The organism is Streptomyces sp. NPDC005408, assembly GCF_040606445.1.
Taxonomy (GTDB): Bacteria; Actinomycetota; Actinomycetes; order Streptomycetales; family Streptomycetaceae; genus Streptomyces.
Map to the genome: position 1 here is coordinate 14,569 of NZ_JBEXEX010000007.1, position 24,492 is coordinate 39,060.

A 24,492-nucleotide genomic window follows, 5' to 3' on the forward strand; every position below is an offset into this window, starting at 1 on the left:
CCCCGCTGGGGCCGACGCGGGGGCGTGCCCGGCCCCGGGCCCGCCCCAGCCGACGGCGGGCCGGGCTTCGCCTCGCGCCTGAGCCCGGCACCCGGCCCGTCCTTCAGACCGCGGGCGTCAGAGCTTCGACAGCTCGTCGACCAGATCGTCGAGACCCAGCGACCCCTGCGACAGCGCCGCCATGTGCCACGCCTTCGCGTCGAACGCGTCGCCGTGCGCCTTGCGGGCGTTCTCCCGGCCCAGCAGCCACGCCCGTTCACCCAGCTTGTAGCCGATCGCCTGCGCGGGCATCGACAGATACCGCGTCAGCTCGCTCTCCACATAGTCCGCGGGCCGCCCGCTGTGACTGCCGAAGAACTCCTGCGCCAGCTCCGGAGTCCAGGTCTCGCCCGGGTGGAAGGGCGAGTCCGCCGGAATCTCCAGCTCCAGATGCATGCCGATGTCCACGATCACGCGGCACGCCCGCATCATCTGCGCGTCCAGATAGCCGAGCCTGCGCTCCGCGTCGGGCAGGAAGCCGAGCTCGTCCATCAGCCGCTCCGCATACAGCGCCCAGCCCTCCGCGTTGGCGCTGACGCCGCCGACCGTCGCCTGGTAGCGGGACAGCTGGTCCGCGACATGCACCCACTGCGCGATCTGCAGGTGGTGGCCCGGCACACCCTCGTGGTACCAGGTCGACACCAGGTCGTACACCGGAAAGCGTGTGTCGCCCATGGTCGGCAGCCAGGTGCGTCCGGGCCGGGTGAAGTCCTCGGAGGGAGCCGTGTAGTACGGCGCCGCAGCGCCGCCCGGAGGAGCGATCCGTGACTCCACCTTCCGTACCCGCTCGGCGAGTTCGAAGTGGGTGCCGTCCAGCGCCTCGATCGCCTCGTCCATCAGCTTCTGCAGCCAGACCCGTACCTCCTCGACGCCTTCGATGTGCTCGCCGTGCACATCGAGGTGCGCAAGCGCCTCCCAGGGCCCCGCGCCCGGAAGGATCTTGTCGGCCTCGGTCTTCATCTCGGCCAGCAGCCGGTGGTATTCGGACCAGCCGTACGCGTATGCCTCGTCGAGATCGAGGTCGGTCCCGTTGAAGAAGCGCGACCAGCGGGCGTAGCGCTCGCGGCCGACCGTGTCGGGCGCGTCCGCGACGGCGGGGGCGTACACATCGCGCATCCAGTCACGCAGCTCGGCCAGGGCCTCGGTCGCCGAGCGGGCCGCTGCGTCGAGTTCGGCGCGGAGCGAGACGGGGCCGTCCGCCACGAACTGGTCGAACCAGCTGTGGCCCGTGCCGAGCCACTCCGTCATTTGGCCGATATTCGTCTGTGTGGCACGGGGACCGCCGAACAGTTTGCGCTCGAGTCCCAGTTCCAGCGAGGCCCGGTAACCATCGAGCGCGCGCGGCACCGCACGTAGCCGCTGCGCGATGGCTGCCCAGTCCTCATCGGTCTCCGTCGGCGTCACCGTGAACACCTCGCGCACCGTATGTACCGGTGAGCGCAGATTGCTCACCGTGCGCAGCCCCTCATCCGACTCGTGAACAGCGAGTTCGGCCGTAAGGCGCTCCCGCAGCAACCGCCCGCAGCGCCGCTCCGCGTCGGTGTCGGCCCCCGGCAGCTTCTCCGCATCGTCGAGCCGGGCGAGGGTCTCGCGGGCCAGTACGGCGAATGCCTCCTGACCTGCGGGGGAGTAGTCGGGCAGGAGACCTGAGCTCTTCTTGACCCCGAGATATGTGCCAATGGTCGGATCGAGTTCGATGAGTGCGTCGACGTAGGCGTCGGCGACCTGGCGGGGCAGCTGGCTGCTGAGGGTGACTGGCATGCGCACATCCTCATACGAGTGGGCCCTCCGCGTCACCATCATCCGGTCTCAGCGGCCTGTCAGCCACCTGTCTGAGGAGGCAGCAACGGGCCGCAGTCCCACTGCTGGAATATCAACCGGGTCTCGACACGGGCGACTTCGCGCCGCGAGGTGAATTCGTCCACCACAAGTCGCTGCAGATCCGCGGTGTCCGCCACGGCGACATGCACCAAGTAGTCGTCGGGGCCGGTGAGATGGAACAGCGCGCGTGACTCGGGCAGCGCCCGGATGCGCTCCACGAACGGGCCGATCAGTTCACGCCGGTGCGGACGCACCTGTACGGAGAGCAGCGCCTCCAGTCCCCGTCCGAGCCGCGCCGGGTCCAGGGCCAGCCGGTGCCCGAGGATCACGCCGGAGCGGCGCAGCCTCGCCACCCGGTCGAGGCATGTGGAAGGAGCGACACCGACCTCCGCCGCCAGGTCGCGGTAGGTGGTCCGGGCGTCGTTCTGCAGCAGGCGGAGTATGTGAAGATCCACCGGGTCGAGAGCGACAGTTTCAGCCATTCGCCGAACGTAGCACGGGCTCTGGCCAAGACCTGCCGGTAGGTGTTCACAGTGCGGGCATGGAGAACGCAGCCTTCGCCGCCCACCCACCCCGGGCGCTGGCCACCGAAGCAGTCCACGCCGGACGCGAGGATCTCGCGCAGCTCGGTCTGCACGCCCCGCCCCTGGATCTGTCGACCACCTACCCCTCGTACGACGCCGCCGGAGAGGCCGAACGGATCGACGAGTTCGCCGCCACCGGAGCGCGCCTGGAGGGGCCGCCCGTCTACGCCCGGCTGGACAACCCGACCACGGCCCGCTTCGAGACGGCACTCGCCAGGCTCGAGGGGGCCGAGAGCGCGGTGGCATTCGCCAGCGGGATGGCGGCGCTCACCGCCGTACTGCTCGTACGGGCGAGCATGGGCCTGCGTCATGTGGTCGCGGTCCGTCCCCTCTACGGCTGCAGCGACCATCTGCTCGGTGCCGGGCTGCTGGGCACCGAGGTGACCTGGACCGACCCGGCGGGCATCGCCGAGGCGATCCGGCCGGACACCGGTCTGGTGATGGTGGAGACGCCCGCGAATCCGACGCTGGCGGAGGTCGATCTGCGTGCGGTACGGCACGCCTGCGGCTCGGTGCCGCTGCTCGTCGACAACACCTTCGCCACTCCCGTGCTCCAGCGGCCGGTCGAGCACGGCGCCCGCATCGTGCTGCACAGCGCCACCAAATACCTGGGCGGGCACGGCGATGTCATGGGCGGGGTGGTGGCCTGCGACGAGGAATTCGCGGGCAAGCTGCGCCAGGTCCGTTTCGCGACCGGCGGCGTTCTGCACCCCATGGCCGGATATCTGCTGCTGCGGGGACTGTCGACGCTGCCCGTACGGGTACGGGCCGCCTCCACCACCGCTGCCGACCTGGCCTGCCGGCTGGCGGCCGACCCGCGCGTCGCCCGAGTGCACTACCCGCAGATCGGCGGCGCGATGGTCTCCTTCGAGGTGTACGGCGACCCGCACGGCGTGATCGCCGGCGTACGGCTGATCACTCCGGCGGTCAGTCTCGGCAGCGTCGACACCCTGATCCAGCACCCGGCCTCCATCAGCCACCGCATCGTGGCTGAGGGAGACAGGCGCTCGGCGGGCGTCAGCGACCGGCTGCTGAGGCTGTCGGTCGGTCTTGAGGACGTCGAGGATCTGTGGCGCGATCTGGCCGAGGCCCTCAGCGCTCAGCCTGTTCGAACCGGGAACGGGGGCGAACGGCAGTCGCGTCCAGTCGGGCGGTGATCACCAGCGTGCCCTCCTCGATCTGGAAGTCGAGCGGCAGCCCGAGACTGCGCATGGCCGCGACCATGCCGGTGTTGGAGGACTGGGTGACGGCGTAGACGCTTTCGCAGCCGGCCTCGACGGCGAGGTCGACCAGCCGGCCGAGCAGCTCCGAGCCGATGCCGCGGCGCTGCCAGGCGTCCTCGATGAGCAGGGCGACCTCCGTCTCGTCGCCGTCCCACAGCAGATGGCCGAGGGCGACGAGCTTGCCCGAGGCCGTCTGCACGGCGAGGGTGCGGCCGAAGCGAGGGCTGAGGAGATGGTTGAGATAGCGGTCGGCGTCACCGATCGGGCCGTGGTAGCGCAGGCTCAGGGTGCGGTCGGAGCAGCGGTCGTGCATGGCCTTGGCCGCCTGGACGTCGCCCTGGTCGGCGCGGCGCACGGTGATCTCGTTGCCCTCGGGCAGGGTGAGGACGTCCTCGCTGCGCGGGATGCGAGGGCCGAGTCGGGCATCCAGCTCGACCAGGGCACGCGCCCGGGCGAACTCCGTGGGCGTGAACGGGAGATAGGGCCGCTCGACGGTGATCGCGCCGCCGTTCGGGTCGCGCAGCCGCATCACTGTCTCCTCCAGCACGCCCTCCACAGGCGGAGTCTCGCCCGTGGGGCGGCCGCTGAGGCTGACGGCCGGGAGCGAGTGGATCGTGCAGCGGCCGAGCAACTGGCGCAGCGCGAGCGGCAGTTCGGCCGCATCCAGCGCGGTACGGGTGGCGAGGCCGAGCACCCGGGTCGGGGTGTCGACGAGATCGTGGGTGTCGGCGCGCTCGATCCACGTGTTGCTGCCGCCGACCGCCGAGATCTCCCGGGTGAGCTGCTGGGCCTGGAGGGAGGCGGGGGCGCGCAGCAGGAACTCGTCCACCGTGCCCTCGGCGAGCGGGTGCGTCTGCAGGGTGAGGATGTCGACCCGGTGCAGGGCGAGTGCGGTGCACAGCGCGGCGAGGCTCCCGGGTGTGTCCCGCACGGTGGTGCGCATCCGCCACAGCGAGGTCTCGAGCAGCTCACCGCCCTGTCCCGCGAGTTCGGTGGCGACGACCCCCTGGGCCGCGGCGCCCTGCTTAGCCCCGCCGGCGGTATCGGATGTGATCACCGGAGGGGCATGGCTGTGGCGTCGTGCCCACCATGTGTGGAAGGCGGCCGTGGCGATGAGCGCAACCGCCGAGGCGATGAGCAGGAATGGACCGTCGGGCCCGTGCCCGATCATGTTGGCGATGGCATCGGCGACGGCCACGGCGGTGAACAGGGCCGCCAGCTCGACGAGATCCCGCCGCCAGTGGTGCGGGCGGCGGGCGGTCTTCGCAGAAGTCACATCAGTCATGGCATCACTGTGACCGAATGGTGTTGCGTGATCACGAACGCTTTGTGACTGATGGGTTAAGCCCGGATCTGGAACGCTATCGACTGGTTTTCGCCGTTTCTGGCCTGGACTGATCGGCTCCCTGATGCAGCGCGGTCTGCAGCCGGGATGCCTGCGCCACGAGCTGGGAAGAGCCCCGGCGCGTGGCAAGCTCCGCCAGCCCGAGTATCCCCTGCGGACCCACCGAGACCGCCGCGGGCGTCCCCGCGGACGCCGCGGTGGTCTCTGCCGTCCCGGCCGTCCCACAGTGCTCGACACAGTCGGCGGCCACGCCCAGTATCTCGCCCAGCCCACGCGCCGGTGTATCCGGGCTCAGCAGCCCGGGCAGCGCCCCTGCGAGCACGGACCAGGTCGTCGCATAGGCGCCGGTCGCCGCCGCCGTACGGGCGGAGTCGGCAAGCCGGTTGGGCTTCACCGTGCCCCGCCCCACCAACTCCGCCAGATCACGGCCGAGCAGCTCGCCGTCCAGCTGTCCACGGGCGGCCAGCACGAGCAGGGCATCCACCGCCGCCAGCCGGTCCTCCGGGCGACGGGCTCCCAGACCCGCGGCCAGCGCCCGATGCAGCGCGGGCCCCGCGACCTCCCGCGCGCCTCCGGCCTCGGCGAGCGTGGGCAGACTCGCGGTGGTGCCGGGCAGATCCTCCTGCGCGGACTCCATCAGCGCGGGCAGCAGCCAGCCGGCCAGTGCCTCCCGCTCGTGCGGCAGGATCGCCGACGCGTGCGCGTGCAGGCCCGCCCAGTGGTAGCAATGCCGGTACGAGTTGGTCTGCGCGCGGCCCAGCCAGTGGAACGGACGGGGGAACTCCCGTTGTATCGCCAGCCGTTCCTTGGTCTCGTGCAGCTTGCGGCGGGTGACCGTGGCGGGCCGTTGGAACAACCGGCGTGCCGGGACGTCCGAGGGCTCCGGCTCGGCGTCGGCCTCCAGCGCGGGCATGGCGGGCCCGCCCCCTGACAACCACGCGGCCAGCCGGTCGCCCTCCTTGGTACCCAGGTCCGCGGCGGCCCTGGCCACCGCATCTGCTCCGGACCGCGGAACCCTCAACAGAGCCAGAGCGAAGTCCACAGGAGCGATCGGCACATCGAGCCGTTGGTACTCCCGCAGCCGCCCAACTAGTTCAGCAGGATCCAGTGCACCGGTCTGCCAGGTCGGGGTTGCCAGCAGGAACGGCAGCGGCCGGGTGCGTACGAAGAACGCGACCTCCCACAGCCGGGCGTTGACGACGGCCTCGAGCCCCGCATGGGCGCAGGTGTCCGGCGCGGTCGCCCGTACCCGTGCGTTGTGCAGGGTCTTGACCGACACCCGCTCCAGCAAGGCCGCGGCCACCACCTCCACCCCGAACGGATGCCCGGAGAAGCGCTGGTCGCGGTCCCAGCGGAAGGAGCTGTCGAGCCACCACCGATCGGCCAGAGTGGCGCGCAGCGCCTCTGCCAGCGCCTCCGGCTCCCGGTGGATCATGCGGACGAGGCCGTCCAGCGTGCGCTCGTAACGGCTCATGTCATCGTCGGCGCGCAGGAGGACCATCAGGTCCTCGACCAGTTCGGGGACGGAATCAGCAGCGGGAGCGAGCCTCCTCGGTTCGGGCGGTGGCGGCAGGATCTCTTCGTACGCCTCCCGGGTCCCGGCATCGGCCAGGGCGCCGAATACCTCGACTGCCGCAGCCCGGTGCGCCGGGCTCAACAGGGCGGCTGAGGCGGCCAGTTCCTCACGCAGGTCCTGCTCGCCGACGGGCGGGACAGCGCGCAGATGCCGGGCCACCAGCTTCAGCGCCCGCTCCTGAACGTCCACATCCTGATGGCCGAACGCCTCGGCCACCACCGGCAACAGCTCCCGGGACGCCTCCGAGTCGCTCCGCATCACCTTGCCCAGCAGCACCAGTTGAGCCCGTACCAGCTTCTTCTCGCTGCGGAACAGAACGGCGCCCGACATATGAGCAAGGGCGGACGTGGACAGTCCACCGGTCCCGGCGATCCGGCCCAGCACGCTCTGGGCGTGGGCGGCCACGGTCGACGTCCCGTCGGACGCCATGCCCATCCAGTCCGCGACCCGGGCCCTCTCCTCGGCCGGGGTCAGCGCGAGGCGGCGCAGCAGGATCAGGAAGAACCGCATCTCACCAGGCCGCCCACCGCGCAGCAGCCGGGAGACACAGGCGTCCACCAACAGCTCCCGGTCGAGCACACCTTCGTCGGCGAGGCAGGTGAGTACCGAAGGCCAGTGGGCCGGGTTGTCGGGCTCGTCGTACCAGCCCAGCGGGCGGGCCAGCTGGGGCGTCTCGAAGAGCCGGGGCACCAGGATCCGGACGGCCGTGTCCTCGCGGAGCGTGGCGAGCAGGTTTCCCTGCGGCCGGGAGACGGCCTCTGCCCATCCGTACACATAGCCGTCCGTCGTGGGCACCGGGCACTTGGCCAGCTTCACGAGCTCATGAATCAGCGGATAGTCGTCCTGTGCGGTCGACGTCCGCCCGGCCAGCCGGTGGGCGACATCGCCCAGCCACTGCGGATCCCTGTCCGAAAGGACGTCGACGATCATCCCGTACGGCAGGTCCTGCCAGTCGCGCAGATCGCGCGCTCCGATCCAGGCCGCGGCGGCGGCCGCCCCCGTGTGACAGCCGGCGCCCGCGACGACCATGGCGGCCCGGATACGGGCGCGCTCCCGCCAGCGGTCCCAGTCCCAGCCGCGCAGCTCGGCGCGGATGGTCTTCAACTCGGCGAGCAGCGCCTTGCGTTCGGCCGGAGTCAGAGGCTTGAGCAGACCCGGAACCTCGCCGGACCGCCCTGCCCGCACGGCTTCGAGCAGCTCCTTCATCGCGTCTCTCCAGCAGTCGCATCGGCGGTCATCCCGTGCATCGGGGTGTCCGCAGGCGTGGCCCCACGCCGGGCCATGCGGACGGCCAGCGCGTGTTTGCACGGGCCGCGCCTGCCCCGGTAGTCCGACCACCACTGGCAGGTGCAGCTCAGAGCGCCCGCCGACTCGCGCACCTGGTAACGACGCTCACCGGAGACGACCGACGCCAGTTCCCCGGCGAGCTCGACCGCCCCGGACGAGACCAGTTCGCGGGCCGCGACCAGACGCGGATTGTGCCGCTCCGCGCGGTCCGCGTCGTAGGGCAGCTCGCGGTGGAAGTACGCGGCGTCGGCGATGTCATAGCCCACCCGGCCCGCCGTGCCGAGCCTCGTGAGCGCGGCCCTCACCCGCTGGACCGGCAGCCCTGACCGGTCAGCCAGCTCCGCCGGGTCGATCTTCGGCTCCCAGGCGAGCAGTACGGAGATCAACTCGGCGTCCTGGGCGGCCTCTTCGGTGGCCAGCGCCTCCAGCACCCCGCCCTCGCCGGAGAATCCCCGCGACGCCTCCGGGGAGAGAGTGAGGGTGAGCCGCATCCCCGGCAGCACGACCTCCCAGGCGCTCGCCGTCGCGGCGCCGTCCGTCGCCGGGCCGTACACCCGCAGCGCCGTCGCATGCCGCAGCACCCGCTGCAGCGCGGCCAGCCGCTCGGGACCCGGCAGACACACAGCCCCCGTCACCGGCCTCGTGGTCGGCCGCAGCGTCCTGCCCGCCGGTACGACCCACATCGCGCCCCGGGACGCAACGCCCGACCCACGCGGCAGGGAGCGCAGAAAACGCACCGTGTCGGCGGCCGGCAGCTCTGCCCGCAGATCGAAGCCCACGCTTGCCACCTGTGCCTCGGCGAACCCCCGCAGCCAGCGGTCCGGTAGCGGAACCTTCCGCTCCACCACCGCGCCCTCCAGCGTGGTGACCGCGAGCTCCTGCGGTCCCACGCGCAGATGGAGCGGGTCGTCGCCGGTCATCCGCGAAAGAGCCTCGCGCAGGGGGTTGTTGACATCCACATTGGTCGTACCGTGGCCGGTCTCGGCCCCGTCGAGTCCTTCGCGCAGCACGTCGAGCCGTGCGTACACGCCGCAGCAGCCCGAGAACGACTCGAAGCGCAGCCGGTCGCCGTTCCCCGTCACCACCGGGTCGAGCAACGGGCGCCGGGTGGGGTCCCAGTAGCGGGCGGCCGCGACATCCGCGACCGCGAGCAGCCCGCGTGCCGTTATCTGCGGCGACGTCAGAAAGCCGGAGAAGAACGTGGGATGGGCCTGCGCGCCCGTCGGGGTGAGCCCGCCCGAAGTCTCCAGGCCGAGGAGCCGTCCGCCCCCTGCGGATTCGAGGGCGGACGGCCGGGCGTAGGCGAGCGCCTGCATTGATCGCGTCATGCAAACGACGTTAGGACCCACCACTGACAATCGGTCCCGGCACGGGGACGGGCCAGGTACTGCTGGCCCCCGCGCACTACTGGCCCCCGCGCCCAGGCTGCAGCACCTTGCTGAACAGAACCGTTCCGCCCTCGGCCCGCAGCCGCACCGTCAACTCGCCGCTGCCGCCGTCGATGTCGACCTCGCCGAAGTACTGCGGGGACTCCATCGGCGAGACATTCGCGCGCTCGGGCGCCCGTACGAAGACACGCTCGGGACCGAAGGTGCCGTCGAGCGCGTTGGCCGGGAAGCCGCCCGCCGCCAGCGGACCCGAGACGAACTCCCAGAACGGCGCGAAGTCCTTGAAGGCCGCACGCTCCGGCGCGTAGTGCTGCGCCGATGTGTAGTGCACATCCGCCGTGAGCCAGAGCGTGCCCGTGATCCGGCAGTGCTTGATGAACCGCAGCAGCTCGGCGATCTGGAGCTCGCGCCCGAGCGGCGCGCCCGGATCGCCCTGCGCCACGGCTTCGAAGTTCGTCGCGCCGTCCGGCACGACCAGGCCGAGCGGCATGTCGGAGGCGATCACCTTCCACACCGCACGCGACCGCGACAGCTCTCGCTTCAGCCAGGCGAGCTGCTCGGCGCCGAGGATGCCCTGGGTGTCGTCGGCCTGCCGGTCGGGGGAGTTGGCGTTGCGGTACGAACGCATGTCGAGGACGAAGACATCGAGCAACGGGCCGTGCCGCACGACCCGGTGGACACGGCCGTCGCTCCCGCCCGAGGGGAGCGTCGAGATCGGGAAGTACTCACTGAAGGCGCGCATGGAGCGCTCCGCGAGCACGTCCACGTTCTTTTCCGTGTAGCGCACGTCGTCCAGGATCTGGCCCGGGTACCAGTTGTTGCGTACTTCGTGGTCGTCCCACTGCACGATCGTCGGTACCTGCGCGTTGAAGCGCCGGACGTTCTCATCGAGGAGGTTGTAGCGGAAGTTGCCGCGGAACTCTCCGAGGGTCTCCGCCACCTTGGACTTCTCCTCGGTGGTGATGTTGCGCCAGATCCGGCCGTCCGGCAGCGTCACGCTCGGCTGGATCACGCCGTCCGCGTAGACCGTGTCGCCGCTGCACAGGAAGAAGTCCGGGTCCAGACGCCGCATTTCCTCGTACGCGCGGTAGCCGCCGATGTCCGGGTTGATGCCCCACCCCTGGCCCGCGATATCGCCCGACCACAGAAAACGCACGCCCGCGCGGCGCGTCGAAGGAGCCGTACGGAACGTCCCGTACACCGGCTCACTGGTGCGCCGCGGATCGTCGGGGTCGGCCAGAGTGACCCGGTAGTACACCTGCTCGCCCGCAGGCAGACCGCGCAACGAGGTTGTGCCCGTGAAGTCCGTGCCGGGCCCGAGCAGTGGGCCGTGCCGGCGGTGCGTGCGCCGGAAGGAGTCCGTCGCCGAGGTCTCCACGATCATCCGCGCGGGACGGTCCGAGCGCACCCACACCAGGCCGGAGGAGGTGGTGACATCGCCGGTCTGCACACCCCACGCGGCGCGGGGGCGGCCGGACAGCCCCAGCGCGGGCGCCGCCCCGAGGGTGGGCAGCGCCAGCGCCGCCGAAGCGGCGACCGTGCCGCGCAGTACGGAACGGCGGTCGGGGGACGGTCTCCGCGGGCTGTGCGACATCGCTGCGCCTCCTGGGGCAGGTCGGACGGGTGTGCCGAGCCATGCCTAGCGCCCGGCCACGGCCGGAGCGCGAACCCCAAGTGAACAACTGCCCCTACGGCTTACGGTCCCGGATGTGCCGCCTCCGCCATGAGCCGGACCCCGCGGACGATGTCGGACGGCGCCAGGTGCGCATACCCGAGGACCAGCCGTACGCCCGTTTCCTCGGCGCTCACCGTCCGGTAGTCGGCCAGCGGGCGCACCGCGACACCGGCGCCGGCTGCGCCTTCCAGAAAGCGTGCCTCGGGGCCGTAGTGCTCCGGCAGCGCGGCGATGATGTGCAGTCCGGCCGCGATACCGCTGACCTGCGAGCCCGGGAAGTGTTCCGCCAGCGCCGCGACAAGCGTGTCCCGCCGCTCCCGGTAGGCGCGCTGACAGCGGCGCAACTGCCGGTCGTAGCCGCCGCGGTCGACGAATTCCGCGAGGAGCGCCTGGTCGATGGCGGGATTGCCGAGATCCATGGTGCGTTTGCGCTCGACCACCTCGTCCACCAGGTGCGCAGGGACCACCAGCCAGCCGAGTCGCAGCCCCGGCGCCAGCGACTTGCTGACCGAGCCCGTGTACGCGACGTGCTCCGGGTCGAGCCCCTGGAGAGCCCCGACGGGAGCCCGGTCGTAGCGGAAGTCGCCGTCGTAGTCGTCCTCGACGATCAGACCGTCCACCGACCGTGCCCAGTCGAGGAGTTCGGCGCGACGCCTCGCGGAGTACTCGATTCCGGTCGGGAACTGGTGGGCCGGCGTGGTCACCACGGCACGGACACCGGACCCCTCCAGTGGCCCCGTGGCGAGCCCTTCGTCGTCCAGGGGCAGCGCCGTCATGCTCAGCCCTGCCGCCGAGAACAGCGGTCCGTGCTCGGGACTGCCCGGGTCCTCGACACCCACGGTCCGCAGCCCGTGCCCGTGCAGCACAAAGCCGAGCAGCGTCATCGCCTGCGCGACGCCGGAACACACCACCAGTGACTCCGGATCGGCCACCACGCCGCGCCGCCGGGTGAGCAACGAGGCCAGCGCGGTGCGCAGTTCAGGCAGCCCGCGCGGATCGGGATAGCCCAGCGCGCGGTGCGGCAGCCGTGCGAGCACGGACTTGTGCGTGGCGGCCCATGCGGCCCGCGGGAAGAGCGAGAGATCGGGCGTCCCGGCACGGAAGTCCACCTGCGCGCCGGGAGCGCGCGGCGCCAGGTCCCGCGCCCCGCGCACTGCCGCGCGCGCCGCGTCCCCGACCCAGGTGCCCGCGCCCCGGTCGCTGCGCAGATAGCCCTCCGCCGTCAGCTGCTCGTACGCCTCGGTGACCAGGCCCCGCGAGACGCCCAGATCGGCTGCGAGCTCGCGGCTGGACGGCAGCCGTGTGCCCGCCGCCAGCCGTCCCGATCGCACGGCGTCGCGCAGCGCCGACTGCAAGGCACGGCCGCGCTGCCTGGCCGGAGCGGCGGCCGCGGGCAGCAGCAGTTCCCAGGCAGCGTTCCAGGAGTCACCCCGGGAGGGTCCGCCTGCCGCCGAAGTGGTCCCCGATGACGTCATGGAAGTGGACCTTAATCGGGACCGCCCTGATCCATAGCGTCGCCATCATGAACGCGAACTCCCTGCGCGGGGCGCTGCTCGTCAGCTTCGCCTATGTCCTCGTCGGCGCCTCCTTCACCGCCAACAGCGTCCTCGGGGACTATCCGTACGCAGGCGGCCAGGCTCTGCGCTACGCCCTGGCCTGTCTGCTCCTGCTGCCGCTGCTCGGCGGCCGGGCCGCGCTCGCGCCGCTGCGGGCCCTCGGCCGGTCTCAGTGGGTTCGGCTGGCCGTGCTCGCCGCCGTCGGCATGGTCGGCTTCAATCTGGCGATCCTGGCCGCCGAACGCACCTCGGAACCGGCCGTTCCGGGCGTGTTCGTCGGCTGCGCACCCGTCATCGTCGCCGTACTCGTACCGCTCCTGGACGGCCGCCGGCCCGCGCGGCCCGTGCTGTACGGAGCGCTGCTCGTCGCCGCCGGGGCCTTCGCCGTCCAGGGCTGGGGCCGTACGGACCTGATCGGCATCGTGTGGTCGGTCGGAGCACTGGCCGGTGAGGTCGGCTTCGCCGTACTGGCGACTCCGGTGCTGCGGCCGCTCGGCCCCAAACTGCTCACCGCCACCGTCTGCGGCATCGCCGCCGTCGAGTCCACGGCCATCGGCCTTGTCCTCGACGGCGCTGGCTTTGTCCGCATGCCGGCGCAGGGGGAGACGCTCGCGCTGCTGTGGCAGGCTGCCGTCGTCACGGTCATCGGCTTCGTCACCTGGTACATGGGCGTTCAGCGCATCGGCGCCGAGCGCGCCACGCTCTTCACCGGACTGATCCCGGTCGCCGCAGCCCTCACCGCGCCACTCGTGGCGACGGGCTCGTTCGGCGCGCCCCAGGCCGCGGGCGGTGTGCTGGTCGGGGTGGGCGCGGCGCTCGGCTCGGGCGTGTTCACCAGGCGGTCAGCGGCCGCCGTCCAGGATTCAGCGGCTGCCGTCCAGAATCACGCGGGCCACAAGCGCGGGATCGTCGTTCATGGGGACATGGCCGCAGCCGGGCAGCCGCACCAGCCGGGCACTGGGAATGACGTGCTTGGCCCGGATGCCCTGGCGGCGCAGCAGCAGCCGGTCCCGCGTGCCCCAGCCGATGGTGACCGGCACATCGGGCACATCGTCGGTGAACAGGACGTCACGGCCGGCGGCGAGCGTCTGGTGGAATCCGGTCGCCTCGCGCAGGGCGAGGGTCTCGGCGACGGCCGCATCGGGTGAACGCCGCCCGGGCCGGGCGTAGATGGTGCTGATCAGCGCCGCCCGCCCGGCGGCCGACCGGGACAGCCCCTCGATCAGCGGCAGCGGCATCGCGCGCGCCGCACGCCGCATGGTGAGCAGCACCCCGAAGGCGTACTGCCGCTCGCCCGGCGACCAGAAGCCGGCGGGCGACAGCGCCGTCACCGACCGTACGAGCTTCTCCCTGCCCAACTCCAGGGCGAGCAGACCGCCCAGAGAGTTCCCCACCACGTGAGGGCGTTCGATCGCGAGAGCTTCGCAGAGCACGCCGAGGATCGAGCCGACGGTGGTGAGGTCGTACGAAACGCCGTCCGGCAGCGCCGGAGACGTGCCGAAGCCGGGCAGGTCGATGGCGATGACATCTCGTTCGGCCGCGAGGATTCCCATGACCGGCTCCCACGCCTGCCAGTGATGCCCGATGCCATGGAGCAACAGCAGCGGCTCGCCCTTGCCCGCGCGCTCGTAGCTGACGGACAGCGCCTGGCTGCCGCGGGGGGACTCGATGGAGAACGAGATCTTCTCGGCCATACTTGCTGCTCCCTGGTGTCGCCCACGTGAAGACGTTTTAGACGGCTTGTCAGTAACAATTACCGCTCAGTAGCTTCGAGTTCAAGGGGGCGAGCCTACGCCGCGGCGGTTGTGTCGCGCGCCGCACCCAAACCGGCTGGACAGGCGCAGGGCGGTCGGCTGGGATGGAGGGGTGGCAACCGACACCGTGACCGACGTCTTCGAAGAACACCGGCCAGTTCTGACCGGCGTGGCCTACCGCATGCTCGGCCGGGTGGCCGACGCCGAGGACGTGGTGCAGGATGCCTGGCTGCGCTGGTCGGCCGGCGACCGGAGCGATGTCGTCGAGCCGCGCGGGTATCTCGTACGGATCACCACCCGCCTCGCCATCGACCGGCTGCGGCAGGCCCAGTCGCGGCGCGAGGCGTATGTCGGGCCCTGGCTGCCCGAGCCGCTCGCCACCGACTTCGGGTACACCGTCCCCGACACCGCCGAGCAGGCCGTTCTCGCCGAATCCGTCAGTCTCGCCGTCCTCGTGGTGCTGGAGGCGCTGTCGCCGCTGGAGCGCGCGGTGTTCGTGCTGCGCGAGGCCTTCGGATTCCCGTACGCGGAGATCGCCGCCACCCTCGACCGCTCCGAGGCGGCCGTGCGTCAGCTCGCGGGCCGGGCCCGGCGCCATGTCGAGGAGCGCAAGCCTCGCTTCGACGTCGACCCCACCGAATGCCGTGATCTCACCGAGCGCTTCCTTGCCGCCGCCTCGGGCGGTGACCTGGAGTCGCTGCTGAGCCTGCTGGCACCCGATGTGCGCCTGGTCGGTGATAGTGGCGGCAAGGCCAAGGCGCCCCTGCGGGTCCTGGAGAGCGCGGACAAGGTCGGACGCTTCCTGTTCGCCGTGGCGCACCAGCCGATTCCGGAGCCGGGCTTCCGCTTCACGGAGCTCAACGGAGCGCCTGCGCTCCTCGTGCTCTCCGGCGGCAAGCCGGACACCGTCCTCCAGTTGGAGGTCCTCGACGGTCGGATCCAGTGCGTCTACATCATCCGCAACCCCGACAAGCTCACCTCGCTGACCGCGACATAGACGGTCCTTTCGCACGTCAGACCCCGTGTCCAGATCCGGCCACGGGGTCTTTTGCTGCGCGCGTGTCACCAGGTACGAACGTCCTGTGAACGCTCTGCGAATCCGGCTGGTTCCGCTGCGTAACGGCCGCAGGATTGGTCTTGACCAAGTAGATGTACCGTCCTATGGTCGCAGAGTTAGTGCAGGAACCTTTAATAAACAAGGGCGCGGAATAGCCGCCGCTGAAACGGCGATTGCGGAGGATCAGGGTGGGGACCACGCAGCTGGAATCGGTGCCGGAACCTAAGTACTGGCACCTCAAGACCGTGCTCGGCCAGGCACTCGACTCCGATTTCGCGGTGGGGGAGATCCTGCCGAACGAGCGTGATCTGGCCGCTCGCTTCGGAGTCGCCCGCGCCACACTCCGTCAGGCACTCGAACAGCTGGAGCTGGAAGGCCGGTTGCAGCGGCGCCGCGGCGTCGGCACCACCGTCGCCCCGCCGCGCATGGGCGTCGACGTCTCCACCACCGAGCACGCCTGGCCGGGCACCGGGCAGGACGCCTGGCAGTCCATTGACTGCTCGGCGGTGGTCCCGCCGGCCGCGGTCGCGCGACTGCTGGAGACCGAGGCCGACGAGATGACGCACACCGTTCGCAGGCTGCGTGTCTCCCACGGCCAGTCGGTCGCCGCGGAGCTGCTGTACGTCCCGGCCTCGTCCGTGCCCGAACTGTCCGCGATCGACGCCCCGGCCGGTCCCGCCCGGGCCCGCGCCGTACTGCGCGAGCTCCAGCACCTCGACCTGGAGGGCCAGGACCGCGCAGTGGAACTCGGCTCGGCCCGTGCCGACGACGCCAAGGAGCTCGACCGGCTGCCGGGCGCGCCCGTGCTGGTCGTCACCACGCGCTACTTCTCCGAGGGCAAGACCGCGGCCGTCTCGGTCGCCACCTACCGCGCCGACACCTGCCGGCTCACCTTCGGGGACTCCGGCGATCTGGAGATCAGCCACGACGACCAGGAGCGCCGCGCCTCCTGAGCCTCGCCGCCTTCTGCTTTCTGTTTTACGTACGCCCCGTCGGTACGGCCCGTCGCATTGAGCTCGCGCTCAGCGGCGGGCCGTCACCGTTCCCTCGATGGCGAAGAGCTGCTCCTCGACATGGTCGAGCGCGAGGCGCAGCGCACCGGTCGCCACGGCCGCCTCGCCGAGCAGCGACAGAGCCACCCGCGGCGGGCGCAGACAGTACCGGGACAGCTCGTCGCGCAGCGGATCGAGTACGCCGTCGAGACCCGCGGCCCAGCCGCCGATGACCACCAGCTCCGGATCGAGCGCCAGCACCAGCGCCGCCACATCGTGCACCAGACGCTGGATGAACCGCTCTACGGCCTCCTGCGCGCGGGAGTCGCCCTGCTTGGCGAGCGCGAAGACATCGGCCACCGCCTGCTCGTCCAGCGGATGCAGCGGCTCGTCCGTCGTCGACAGCAGTTTCTCCGGGGTCACCTCGCGACCCAGCAGATGCAGCGCCCCGATCTCGCCCGCCGCGCCCCCGAAACCGCGGTGCAGCCGTCCGCCGATCAGCGAGCCCGCACCCGGGCTCAGCCCGGCCAGCACGAACACGATGTCGTCGGACTCGGTCGCGGCGCCCTTCCAGTGCTCGGCTACCGCGGCGGCGTTGGCGTCGTTCTCGACGAGTACCGGACAGCGGAAGGATCTGCGCAGCCGCTCGCCGAGCGCCAGACCGGTCCAGCCGGGCAGCGCGGTCCCGAGTCGTACGGTTCCGTCGGCCTCCACGATGCCGGGTGAGCCGACCCCGACGGCCCGCAGACTGCTCCGCGCGACCCCGGTCCTGCGCAGGACATCGGCGACCACCTGCCGCACCCGCTCAAGACGCTCGTCCTCGGACGCCGTCTCCGAGACATCCCTGGATCCGGCGCCGATGATCCGCCCGTCCAGGCCGGAGAGCAGGGCGGCGATCCGGTGAGACCCGATCTCCACACCCAGCAGATGACCGGCCTCGGCCCGGAACCTGAACCGCCGCGCCGGCCGTCCCTGACGGCGTGCAGCGCCCTCCTCGGGGATGCTCTCGACGACGAGCCCGGCCTCGATGAGCCCCTCGATCACGCCCTCGACAGTCGGCCGTGACAGACCGGTGATCCGGGTCAGATCCGTGAGCGTGGGGGAGCCAGCGCCCCGCAGTGCATGGAGTACCACCGCGGAATTGATCCGCCGCAGCAGCGACGGGTCTCCGCCGGTCAGCCGCCCCACGGTGTGTCCTCCCAGCTCGAGCGCGTGTCTGCCGGATCGTACTCGCTGGCCGCGACGGCGGCGAGCATCCGTAGGAGGCGGCCGCGATCAGGCAGGGGCCACGAAACCGGACTCGTACGCGGCGATGACCGCCTGGGTGCGGTCGCGGGCCCCCAACTTGCCGAGCACCGCGCTGACATGGGACTTCACCGTCTCCGTGCCGACCATCAGCTCGGCGGCGATCTCCGCGTTGGACAGCCCACGCGCCATCAGACGCAGCACAGCCGCCTCACGCTCGGTGAGCGCAGCCCGCTCCATGGCCGCGCGGGCGGTGTTGTTCCCGTACTCGGCGGCCAGGGAGCGCACAGCGGCCGGGAACAACAGGGACTCGCCCTCGGCGACAAGGCGCACAGCGTGCACGATTTCGGCGGGACGGGCGCGCTTGAGCAGAAAGCCGTCCGCCCCGGCGCGCAGCGCTTCGTAGACGTACTCGTCGTTCTCGAAGGTCGTCACGACCAGGATCTTCGGCGGGTCCTGCACGGTGCGCACCACCGCCCGGGTCGCCTCGATGCCGTCGAGCAACGGCATCCGGACGTCCATCGCCACCACATCGGGGCGCAGCTGCCGCACCAGCGGGATCACGGCGGCTCCGTCGGCGGCCTCGCCGACCACCTCGATATCGGGCTGCGCCTCGAGCACGGCGCGCAGGCCCGCGCGGACCAGGGGTTCGTCGTCGACCAGAAGAACGGTAACCGGCATCCGGTCAGCGTAGGCCGTTCAGCGGCAGTCTCACGCGCACCCTCCATTCCCCTTCGAACGGTCCGGTCTTGGCCTTTCCGCCGAGCAGCGCCGCCCGCTCCCGTATGCCGCGCAGCCCGCTGCCGCCCTGACCCGTCGATGCCGTGCCGTCCGTGAGCGGATTGGTCACGTCCATCTCCAGGCGCTGCGCCAGGACGGCGATCCTCACCCGCACGGGGACGGGCCCGCAGTGGCGCAGCACATTGGTCAGCGCCTCCTGGAGGATGCGGTACCCCTCGCGTGACACCGGCCCCGGCACCAGCTCCAGCGCACCCGTCATCTCCGCCTCGACCTTTGCACCCGAGGCCCGCGCCGACTCCAGCAGCCGGTCCGACTCGTCCAGCGTGGGCCGCTGACTCACCGGCTGCCCGGTCTCGCGCAGCACGAGGAGCACGCGCTCCAGATCGTCCAGCGCGGCCCGGCCGGTCTCCTCGATCGCAGCCAGGGCGCGCTCGGTGAACTCAGGGTCCCCTGCGGCCCGAGCGGCACCTGCCTGCACCACGGCGACGGTCAGCGCGTGCCCGATGGAGTCGTGGATCTCCCTGGCGATGCGGTTGCGTTCGAGCAGCTGCTCGGTGCGCTCCTCAAGAGCCGTGAGACGCTCGGTCGGAGAGGGACCGAGCAGCCGTCCGGCGAGAAAGGTGACGAGTTCACCGAGCACCACGAAGCAAGCGAGCAGCACCACGATCGGTATCACCGCGAGCAGCGCGTACCACCAATGCGGTTCCCAATCGCCCAGCACTGTGGGGTCGGTGGGCGCGGCGCCCGACGCCTGCGAGATCAGATCGACCGCGGTTACCGGCAGCCACACGCTCACCATCGTGGCCAAGCCGGACAGGAGCAGCCGCGCCTCCAGCCACAGCACCGTCCGCCAGCGGTCCCGCCAGGTCGCCGCGGGCGCGACCGCGATAGAGGCATCCGGCTTGCCCCGTTCGTCCGGCGTCAGCAGCAGCTGGGCCTGCATCCCCTCTTCGAGCCGCACCGCGGGAACGAGACCGACCGGAACGGCCAGCAACGCCACGATGTAGACCCGCTCCATGTCGATGAACAACCAAATCGCCACGAAGGCTATGGGGATGCACAGATGGAGCCAGCGTGTGTAGGTGACAGGCCGGGTCAGCGGGCGGAAGAAGTGGAGCATCCTGCCATCGTGCCAGCGCCATGATCGCCCCGGCTCCCCCGCACGGGGGAAACGATCTCCACGGGCGGGGGAGGCCCAGGACCTGGTGCGACGGCCAAAGTTGAGACATGACCAGCATCGACGTCCAAGAACTCACCAAGCAATACGGCGCGACCCGCGCCGTCGACCACCTCTCGTTCAGCGTGCGGCCCGGCCAGGTCACCGGATTCCTCGGTCCCAACGGCGCCGGAAAGTCCACCACCATGCGGATCGTCCTCGGTCTGGACCGGCCGACGTCCGGAAGCGCCACCCTCGCCGGACGCCGGTACGTCGAGTACGACGAGCCGCTGCGACAGGTCGGTGCGCTGCTCGACGCGCAGGCCGCGCACGGTTCGCGCACCGCACGGAACCATCTGCGGGCGCTCGCAGTGAGCAACCGCATCCCGGCGCGGCGCGTGGAAGGGGTCCTTGAGGAGGCGGGCATCGCGAGCGTCGCCGACCGTCGGATCAAGACCTTCTCGCTCGGTATGCGCCAGCGGCTCGGGATAGCGGCGGCCCTGCTGGGCGACCCGGCAGTGCTGATACTCGACGAACCGTCCAACGGTCTGGACCCCGAAGGGATCATCTGGATCAGGGAGTTGATGCGCTGTCTCGCGGGGGAGGGCCGGGCCGTCCTTGTCTCCAGCCATCTGATGAACGAGACCGCCTCGTTCGCCGATCACCTGGTGGTCCTTGGCCGGGGGCGGCTGCTCGCAGACACCCCGATGCGGGACTTCATCGACTCGCGCATCCGGCCCAGGGTCCGGCTGAGGACGACGGAAGGAGACCGGCTGCGCCCTGTCCTGCTCGGCAAGGGTCTGGCGCCCGTCCAGAGGGAGGAGGGGCTCTGGACCGTCGAAGACGTTCGGGTGGAGGAGATCGGGCGGATCGCCGCGCAGGAGGGCATTCCCGTCCTCGAACTCACCCAAGAGGAAGCCACGCTGGAGCAGGCCTATCTCGATCTGACCGCCGGTGAGGCCGACTACCAGTCCGTACGTCCGACCGTGACCCAGGAGGCATGACCGTGTCATTCCCAGCAGTTGTCCACGCCGAGTGGATCAAGGTCCGCTCGCTGCGCTCGCTCTCCGCCTCGCTCATGTCCGTCTTCCTGGCAACAGCCGGACTCTCCATCCTCGTCTGCTCCACGCTCGGCCGTCCGGAGCCCGACGTCACGGACTTCGATCCCGTGCTGTTCTCCTACTACGGCCTGAACCTCGGACAAATGGCGGCCCTCACCTTCGGCGCCATAGCCATGGCCGCCGAGTACAAGAACGCCGGTATCCGGGTCTCCCTGGCTGCCGTTCCGAACAGAGCGCTGTTCTATGCGGCCAAACTGGCCGCGGTGGGCGGGCTGGCGTTGATCGTCGGCATGATCACCAGCCTGACCTGCTTCTTTTCCGGCCAGGCACTCATGGACAAGGGATTGGGCATAGGCATCGGCGATCCGGGAGCGCTGCGCGCAGTCGTCGGCTGCGCCCTCTACTTCATGCTGATCAGCCTGCTGTCGGCCGGGCTTGCCGCCCTGCTGCGAAGTGTGACGGGTGCGCTGAGCCTGCTCGTTCCGCTGTTCCTGATACTCCCCTTCGTGATCGGGGACGTCTCGAACGACAGCGGCGCCGCCGATTTCTTCCCCGACCGGGCGGGCCAGCAGGTCCTGCTGCAGGATCCCTCGGGGTCGCTGGGGCCCTGGAGCGGCCTGGGGGTCCTGGCAAGCTGGTCGGCCCTAGCGGTGGCGGCCGGCTGGTGGGCGCTGCGCCGCCGGGATGCCTGACGGACAGCCAAATGTCAGTGGAGGCCGGTTTACTGGGGGCATGACCACGGCACAGCACCTCGAGACGATCGACTTGCTGCGCTCCCGGGGGTTCCCCGCGGAGCCCGGCCCGTCGGACGTCGGCCAGGAAGGCCCGGGATTTCACATAGCGGAGCTGAACGGGCATTTCGGCGACGACGCGGACGCCGAACAGCGCCTGGCCGAGCACGACGCCCTGCTGGACGTGCTCATAGAACGGTGGGGCGAGCCGGACCTCTTCAGTCTCGCCAGTACGCAGCTGCGCGCCGACGGGGACGAGGACGTGCCCGATCCGTGGCGGCGGCTCAGCGAGCAGATGGGCTGGCTGCACCTGTGGCGCATCGAGGACCTGTGGATTGCGCTCGGCCTGTCCGAGTTCCAACTGCTGGCCGTGGTCACCGACATAGACCCGCTTTAGAGGGAGCCGTCCCCCGGCGAACGGTCCGCTTCTACCGCAGCTTCCGCTTCTGTTTCCGCCTCCGCTGCCGCACGCAGCCGGCCGAACTCCTCGGCCATCGTCTGCGCGGTCCAGTGCGCGTTGAGCCCGCTCGGATTGGGCAGCGCCCAGGTCCTCGTCTCGCCGATCGTGCGCTCCTGCGGCCCGATCTTGGCCTTCTTCTCGCCGAAGGCCGTGCGGTACGCGGTGACACCGACGACCGCCAGCCATCGCGGACGCAGCCGCTCAACCTTGGCCGTCAGCAGGCGCCCGCCCTCGCGGAATTCCTCGTCGCTCAGTTCATCGGCACGAGCCGTCGCGCGGGCCACGACATTGGTGATGCCCAGCCGGTGCGCGAGCAGTTCCTCCTGCTCCGCGGGTCTGAACTGACGAGGGGTGAAGCCCGACAGATGTAGTACCGGCCAGAACCGATTGCCGGGTCTTGCGAAGTGATGGCCCGTCGCCGCCGTCATCAGACCCGGGTTGATCCCGCAGAACAGCACGGAAAGCCCGCCCGCGACCACATCGGGAACGATGCGGTCGCGAGCGGCCTCCAGATCCTCGGGGGTCAGAGGATCGACCCCGGGGTGTAACCGGCGGCCTCCGGGTGCTGCTTGGCGATCTCCTCGATCCGGGCGACCACCACCGCCACCTGGTCGCTCGCCGCGCCGGTGAACGACAGCTTGTCGGCCATCAGCGCGTCCAACTGCGCGCGGTCCAGCGGGATCCGCTCGTCGGCGGCCAGTTTGTCGAGCAGCTCATTGCGCTCGGCGCCCTGCTCCCGCATCGCCAGCGCCGAGGCGACGGCGTTCTCCTTGATGGCCTCGTGCGCGAGTTCGCGGCCGACCCCGGCGCGTACGGCACCCATCAGCACCTTGGTGGTGGCCAGGAAGGGGAGGTAGCGGTCCAGCTCACGCGCGACGACGGCGGGGAACGCGCCGAACTCGTCGAGCACGGTCAGGAAGGTCTCCAGCAGGCCGTCGAAGGCGAAGAACGCGTCCGGCAGCGCGACCCGGCGGACCACGGAGCAGGAGACGTCGCCCTCGTTCCACTGGTCGCCCGCCAGCTCGCCCGTCATCGAGGCGTAGCCGCGCAGGATGACCATCAGGCCGTTGACGCGCTCGCAGGAGCGGGTGTTCATCTTGTGAGGCATCGCGGAGGACCCGACCTGGCCGGGCTTGAAGCCCTCGGTCACCAGCTCGTGCCCGGCCATCAGCCGGATCGTCTTGGCGATCGAGGACGGCGCGGCAGCCAGCTGCACCAGCGCCGAGACCACGTCGTAGTCGAGCGAGCGGGGGTAGACCTGGCCGACCGAGGTGAAGGCGTGCGCGAAGCCGAGGTGTCCGGCGATGCGCTGTTCCAGCTCGGCGAGCTTCGCCGCGTCGCCGCCCAGCAGGTCGAGCATGTCCTGAGCTGTGCCGACCGGGCCCTTGATGCCGCGCAGCGGGTAGCGGCCCAGTAGATCTTCGAGGCGTCCGTACGCCACCAGCAGTTCGTCGGCCGCGGTCGCGAAGCGCTTGCCCAGCGTCGTGGCCTGCGCGGCGACGTTGTGCGAGCGTCCGGCCATCACCAGCTCGGCGTACTCACCGGAGAGCTTGCCGAGACGCGCGAGCACCGCCACCGTGCGGTCGCGCATCAGCTCCAGCGAGAGCCGGATCTGCAACTGCTCGACGTTCTCGGTCAGATCGCGGGAGGTCATGCCCTTGTGGACCTGCTCATGGCCCGCGAGCGCGTTGAACTCCTCGATGCGCGCCTTCACATCGTGGCGCGTGATCTTCTCGCGCTCGGCGATCGACGCAAGGTCGACCTGGTCGAGCACCCGCTCGTAGTCGGCGATGGCGGCCTCGGGCACCTCGATGCCGAGGTCCTTCTGGGCGCGCAGCACTGCGAGCCAGAGCTGACGCTCCAGCTTCACCTTCTGCTCGGGGGACCACAGGACGGCCAGCTCCGCGGAGGCGTAGCGGCCGGCCAGGACATTGGGGATGCGGGGCTTGGCTGTCACGTGTACGGATTCTACTGGCGGTTTACGCAGGCCAGCGCCCCGGCCCGGTTTGTGGCTTACTACGAACCCGGAGCCTCGTACGGCAGCAGCTCGGGCCTCTTGGCCGGACGGCCGTCCCCGGAGGAGCGGCCCGTCAGCCGTCGCCCGATCCACGGGCCCAGATACTGACGCGCGAACCGCAGGTCACCGACCCGCCGCGCCGCCCAGCCGGTCCGCACCGCTGGAGGCAGCAGCGACTGCCAGTCGTCCTCCGCGTCGTGCCCCAGGGTCTGCCAGACCGCCTCGGCCACTCGCCGGTGCCCCTCGGCCGTCAGATGGAGCCGGTCCACGTCCCACATCCGCTGGTCGGCGAGCACCTCGGAGCCGTACAGATCGACCACCAGGGCGCCGTGCCGGGCCGCCAGTTCGTCGACGAAACCGAACAGCTCCTCCATGCGGGGGCGGAAGCGTTCCAGCACCGGGCCGGTGCGGCCGGGGCTGCGCATCAGCACCAGCTGCCGGCAGGACGGCGCCAGCTTCTCCACGGCCTCCTCCAGGAGCCCGCGCACCCTGCCCATGTCGCACTTGGGCCGCAGCGTGTCATTGAGCCCGCCCACCAGTGTGATCACATCGGCCTGCATGGCGGCCGCCACGTCCACCTGCTCGTCGACGATCTGGCCGATGAGCTTTCCGCGGACGGCGAGATTGGCGTACCGGAATCCCGGGGTATGCGCGGCCAGCCGGCCCGCGAGCAGATCCGCCCAGCCGCGGTAGGAACCGTCGGGCAGAAGGTCGGACATCCCCTCGGTAAAGGAATCGCCGACCGCGACAAAACTGGTGTAGTTGGCATTCATCTCCATGGCGG

At 70.7% G+C, this 24,492-nt stretch carries 20 protein-coding genes and 1 pseudogene; 7 read left to right on the forward strand and 14 right to left on the reverse strand.

All coding sequences use genetic code 11. The features are described from left to right. Positions 1-117 precede the first annotated feature (117 nt). Both ABZS64_RS09405 and ABZS64_RS09410 read right to left on the reverse strand, forming a co-directional pair. Entirely contained in the window at positions 118-1,800 is a 1,683-nt protein-coding gene (locus ABZS64_RS09405) for a DUF885 domain-containing protein (protein WP_355825487.1), read from the reverse strand. A gap of 59 nt (positions 1,801-1,859) precedes the next feature. After that, a complete protein-coding gene (locus tag ABZS64_RS09410) occupies positions 1,860-2,342 on the reverse strand; it encodes an Lrp/AsnC family transcriptional regulator (protein WP_266488317.1) in 483 nt (160 codons plus the stop codon). Positions 2,343-2,401: 59 nt separating this feature from the next. Here ABZS64_RS09410 and ABZS64_RS09415 point away from each other — a divergent pair, with 59 nt between their 5' ends. Then, the gene (locus ABZS64_RS09415; protein ID WP_355825491.1) at positions 2,402-3,601 is read left to right on the forward strand and encodes a PLP-dependent transferase; all 1,200 of its coding nucleotides are present in this window, start codon (positions 2,402-2,404) and stop codon (positions 3,599-3,601) included. Here ABZS64_RS09415 and ABZS64_RS09420 read toward each other — a convergent pair. The 5 genes from ABZS64_RS09420 to ABZS64_RS09440 all read right to left on the reverse strand — a co-directional run bounded on the left by ABZS64_RS09420 (position 3,537) and on the right by ABZS64_RS09440 (position 12,413). Further along, positions 3,537-4,952 (reverse strand): GNAT family N-acetyltransferase, encoded by a 1,416-nt coding sequence (locus ABZS64_RS09420; protein WP_355825493.1) that lies wholly within the window; start codon positions 4,950-4,952, stop codon positions 3,537-3,539. The two genes, ABZS64_RS09415 and ABZS64_RS09420, sit on opposite strands and share 65 nt — an antisense overlap. A gap of 76 nt (positions 4,953-5,028) precedes the next feature. Then, entirely contained in the window at positions 5,029-7,794 is a 2,766-nt protein-coding gene (locus ABZS64_RS09425; protein ID WP_355825496.1) for a DUF6493 family protein, read from the reverse strand. Then, positions 7,791-9,203 carry an SWIM zinc finger family protein gene (locus ABZS64_RS09430; RefSeq protein ID WP_355825499.1) on the reverse strand — a complete coding sequence of 471 codons (1,413 nt, stop codon included), beginning with the start codon at positions 9,201-9,203 and terminating at the stop codon, positions 7,791-7,793. Before ABZS64_RS09430 ends, ABZS64_RS09425 begins: the two co-directional genes overlap by 4 nt. Positions 9,204-9,279: 76 nt before the next feature. Further along, on the reverse strand, positions 9,280-10,857 hold the full coding sequence (locus ABZS64_RS09435) for an alkaline phosphatase D family protein (RefSeq protein ID WP_355825502.1): 1,578 nt from the start codon (positions 10,855-10,857) through the stop codon (positions 9,280-9,282). A 101-nt stretch (positions 10,858-10,958) separates the two neighbouring features. Next, complete coding sequence (locus ABZS64_RS09440) at positions 10,959-12,413, reverse strand: PLP-dependent aminotransferase family protein (protein ID WP_355825505.1); 1,455 nt, start codon at positions 12,411-12,413, stop codon at positions 10,959-10,961. A 47-nt stretch (positions 12,414-12,460) separates the two neighbouring features. On the opposite strand from ABZS64_RS09440, the pseudogene ABZS64_RS09445 reads away from it, so the two are divergent. Beyond that, positions 12,461-13,300, forward strand: a pseudogene (locus ABZS64_RS09445) (DMT family transporter); the annotation flags it as partial. 57 nt (positions 13,301-13,357) lie between these two features. Here the strand turns inward: ABZS64_RS09445 and ABZS64_RS09450 are convergent. Beyond that, on the reverse strand, positions 13,358-14,188 hold the full coding sequence (locus tag ABZS64_RS09450; protein WP_355825508.1) for an alpha/beta fold hydrolase: 831 nt from the start codon (positions 14,186-14,188) through the stop codon (positions 13,358-13,360). A 172-nt stretch (positions 14,189-14,360) separates the two neighbouring features. Here ABZS64_RS09450 and ABZS64_RS09455 point away from each other — a divergent pair, with 172 nt between their 5' ends. Then, positions 14,361-15,245: an RNA polymerase sigma-70 factor gene (locus ABZS64_RS09455; RefSeq protein WP_355825510.1), complete on the forward strand. Its 885-nt coding sequence runs from the start codon at positions 14,361-14,363 to the stop codon at positions 15,243-15,245. Positions 15,246-15,493: 248 nt separating this feature from the next. After that, positions 15,494-16,258: a GntR family transcriptional regulator gene (locus ABZS64_RS09460; protein ID WP_355825513.1), complete on the forward strand. Its 765-nt coding sequence runs from the start codon at positions 15,494-15,496 to the stop codon at positions 16,256-16,258. Positions 16,259-16,327: 69 nt separating this feature from the next. Here the strand turns inward: ABZS64_RS09460 and ABZS64_RS09465 are convergent, their stop codons facing one another. The 3 genes from ABZS64_RS09465 to ABZS64_RS09475 all read right to left on the reverse strand — a co-directional run bounded on the left by ABZS64_RS09465 (position 16,328) and on the right by ABZS64_RS09475 (position 19,403). Beyond that, positions 16,328-17,485: an ROK family transcriptional regulator gene (locus tag ABZS64_RS09465; RefSeq protein WP_355825516.1), complete on the reverse strand. Its 1,158-nt coding sequence runs from the start codon at positions 17,483-17,485 to the stop codon at positions 16,328-16,330. Positions 17,486-17,572: 87 nt separating this feature from the next. Further along, the gene (locus tag ABZS64_RS09470) at positions 17,573-18,223 is read right to left on the reverse strand and encodes a response regulator transcription factor (RefSeq protein ID WP_355825518.1); all 651 of its coding nucleotides are present in this window, start codon (positions 18,221-18,223) and stop codon (positions 17,573-17,575) included. 4 nt (positions 18,224-18,227) lie between these two features. Next, complete coding sequence (locus ABZS64_RS09475) at positions 18,228-19,403, reverse strand: histidine kinase (RefSeq protein WP_355825521.1); 1,176 nt, start codon at positions 19,401-19,403, stop codon at positions 18,228-18,230. 107 nt (positions 19,404-19,510) lie between these two features. On the opposite strand from ABZS64_RS09475, the gene ABZS64_RS09480 reads away from it, so the two are divergent. Genes ABZS64_RS09480 through ABZS64_RS09490 form a run of 3 tightly spaced genes read left to right on the forward strand, consistent with a single transcriptional unit; the run spans position 19,511 to position 21,628 of the window. Then, positions 19,511-20,443, forward strand: a complete 933-nt coding sequence (locus ABZS64_RS09480) for an ATP-binding cassette domain-containing protein (RefSeq protein ID WP_355825525.1) — start codon at positions 19,511-19,513, stop codon at positions 20,441-20,443. Then, positions 20,440-21,192 carry an ABC transporter permease gene (locus tag ABZS64_RS09485; protein WP_355825528.1) on the forward strand — a complete coding sequence of 251 codons (753 nt, stop codon included), beginning with the start codon at positions 20,440-20,442 and terminating at the stop codon, positions 21,190-21,192. The genes ABZS64_RS09480 and ABZS64_RS09485 overlap by 4 nt, the downstream gene beginning before the upstream one ends. A 40-nt stretch (positions 21,193-21,232) precedes the next feature. After that, positions 21,233-21,628: a hypothetical protein gene (locus ABZS64_RS09490; protein ID WP_355825531.1), complete on the forward strand. Its 396-nt coding sequence runs from the start codon at positions 21,233-21,235 to the stop codon at positions 21,626-21,628. On the opposite strand, the gene mug is transcribed toward ABZS64_RS09490, so the two are convergent. The 3 genes from mug to ABZS64_RS09505 are packed head-to-tail and all read right to left on the reverse strand — an operon-like array spanning position 21,625 to position 24,487. After that, positions 21,625-22,218, reverse strand: coding sequence for a G/U mismatch-specific DNA glycosylase (gene mug, locus ABZS64_RS09495; protein ID WP_355826038.1), 594 nt, complete (start codon positions 22,216-22,218; stop codon positions 21,625-21,627). The genes ABZS64_RS09490 and mug overlap by 4 nt on opposite strands. Next, complete coding sequence (purB, locus tag ABZS64_RS09500) at positions 22,215-23,648, reverse strand: adenylosuccinate lyase (protein ID WP_355825534.1); 1,434 nt, start codon at positions 23,646-23,648, stop codon at positions 22,215-22,217. The genes mug and purB overlap by 4 nt, the downstream gene beginning before the upstream one ends. A 59-nt stretch (positions 23,649-23,707) precedes the next feature. Further along, entirely contained in the window at positions 23,708-24,487 is a 780-nt protein-coding gene (locus tag ABZS64_RS09505; protein WP_355825536.1) for an SGNH/GDSL hydrolase family protein, read from the reverse strand. Positions 24,488-24,492 lie beyond the last annotated feature (5 nt).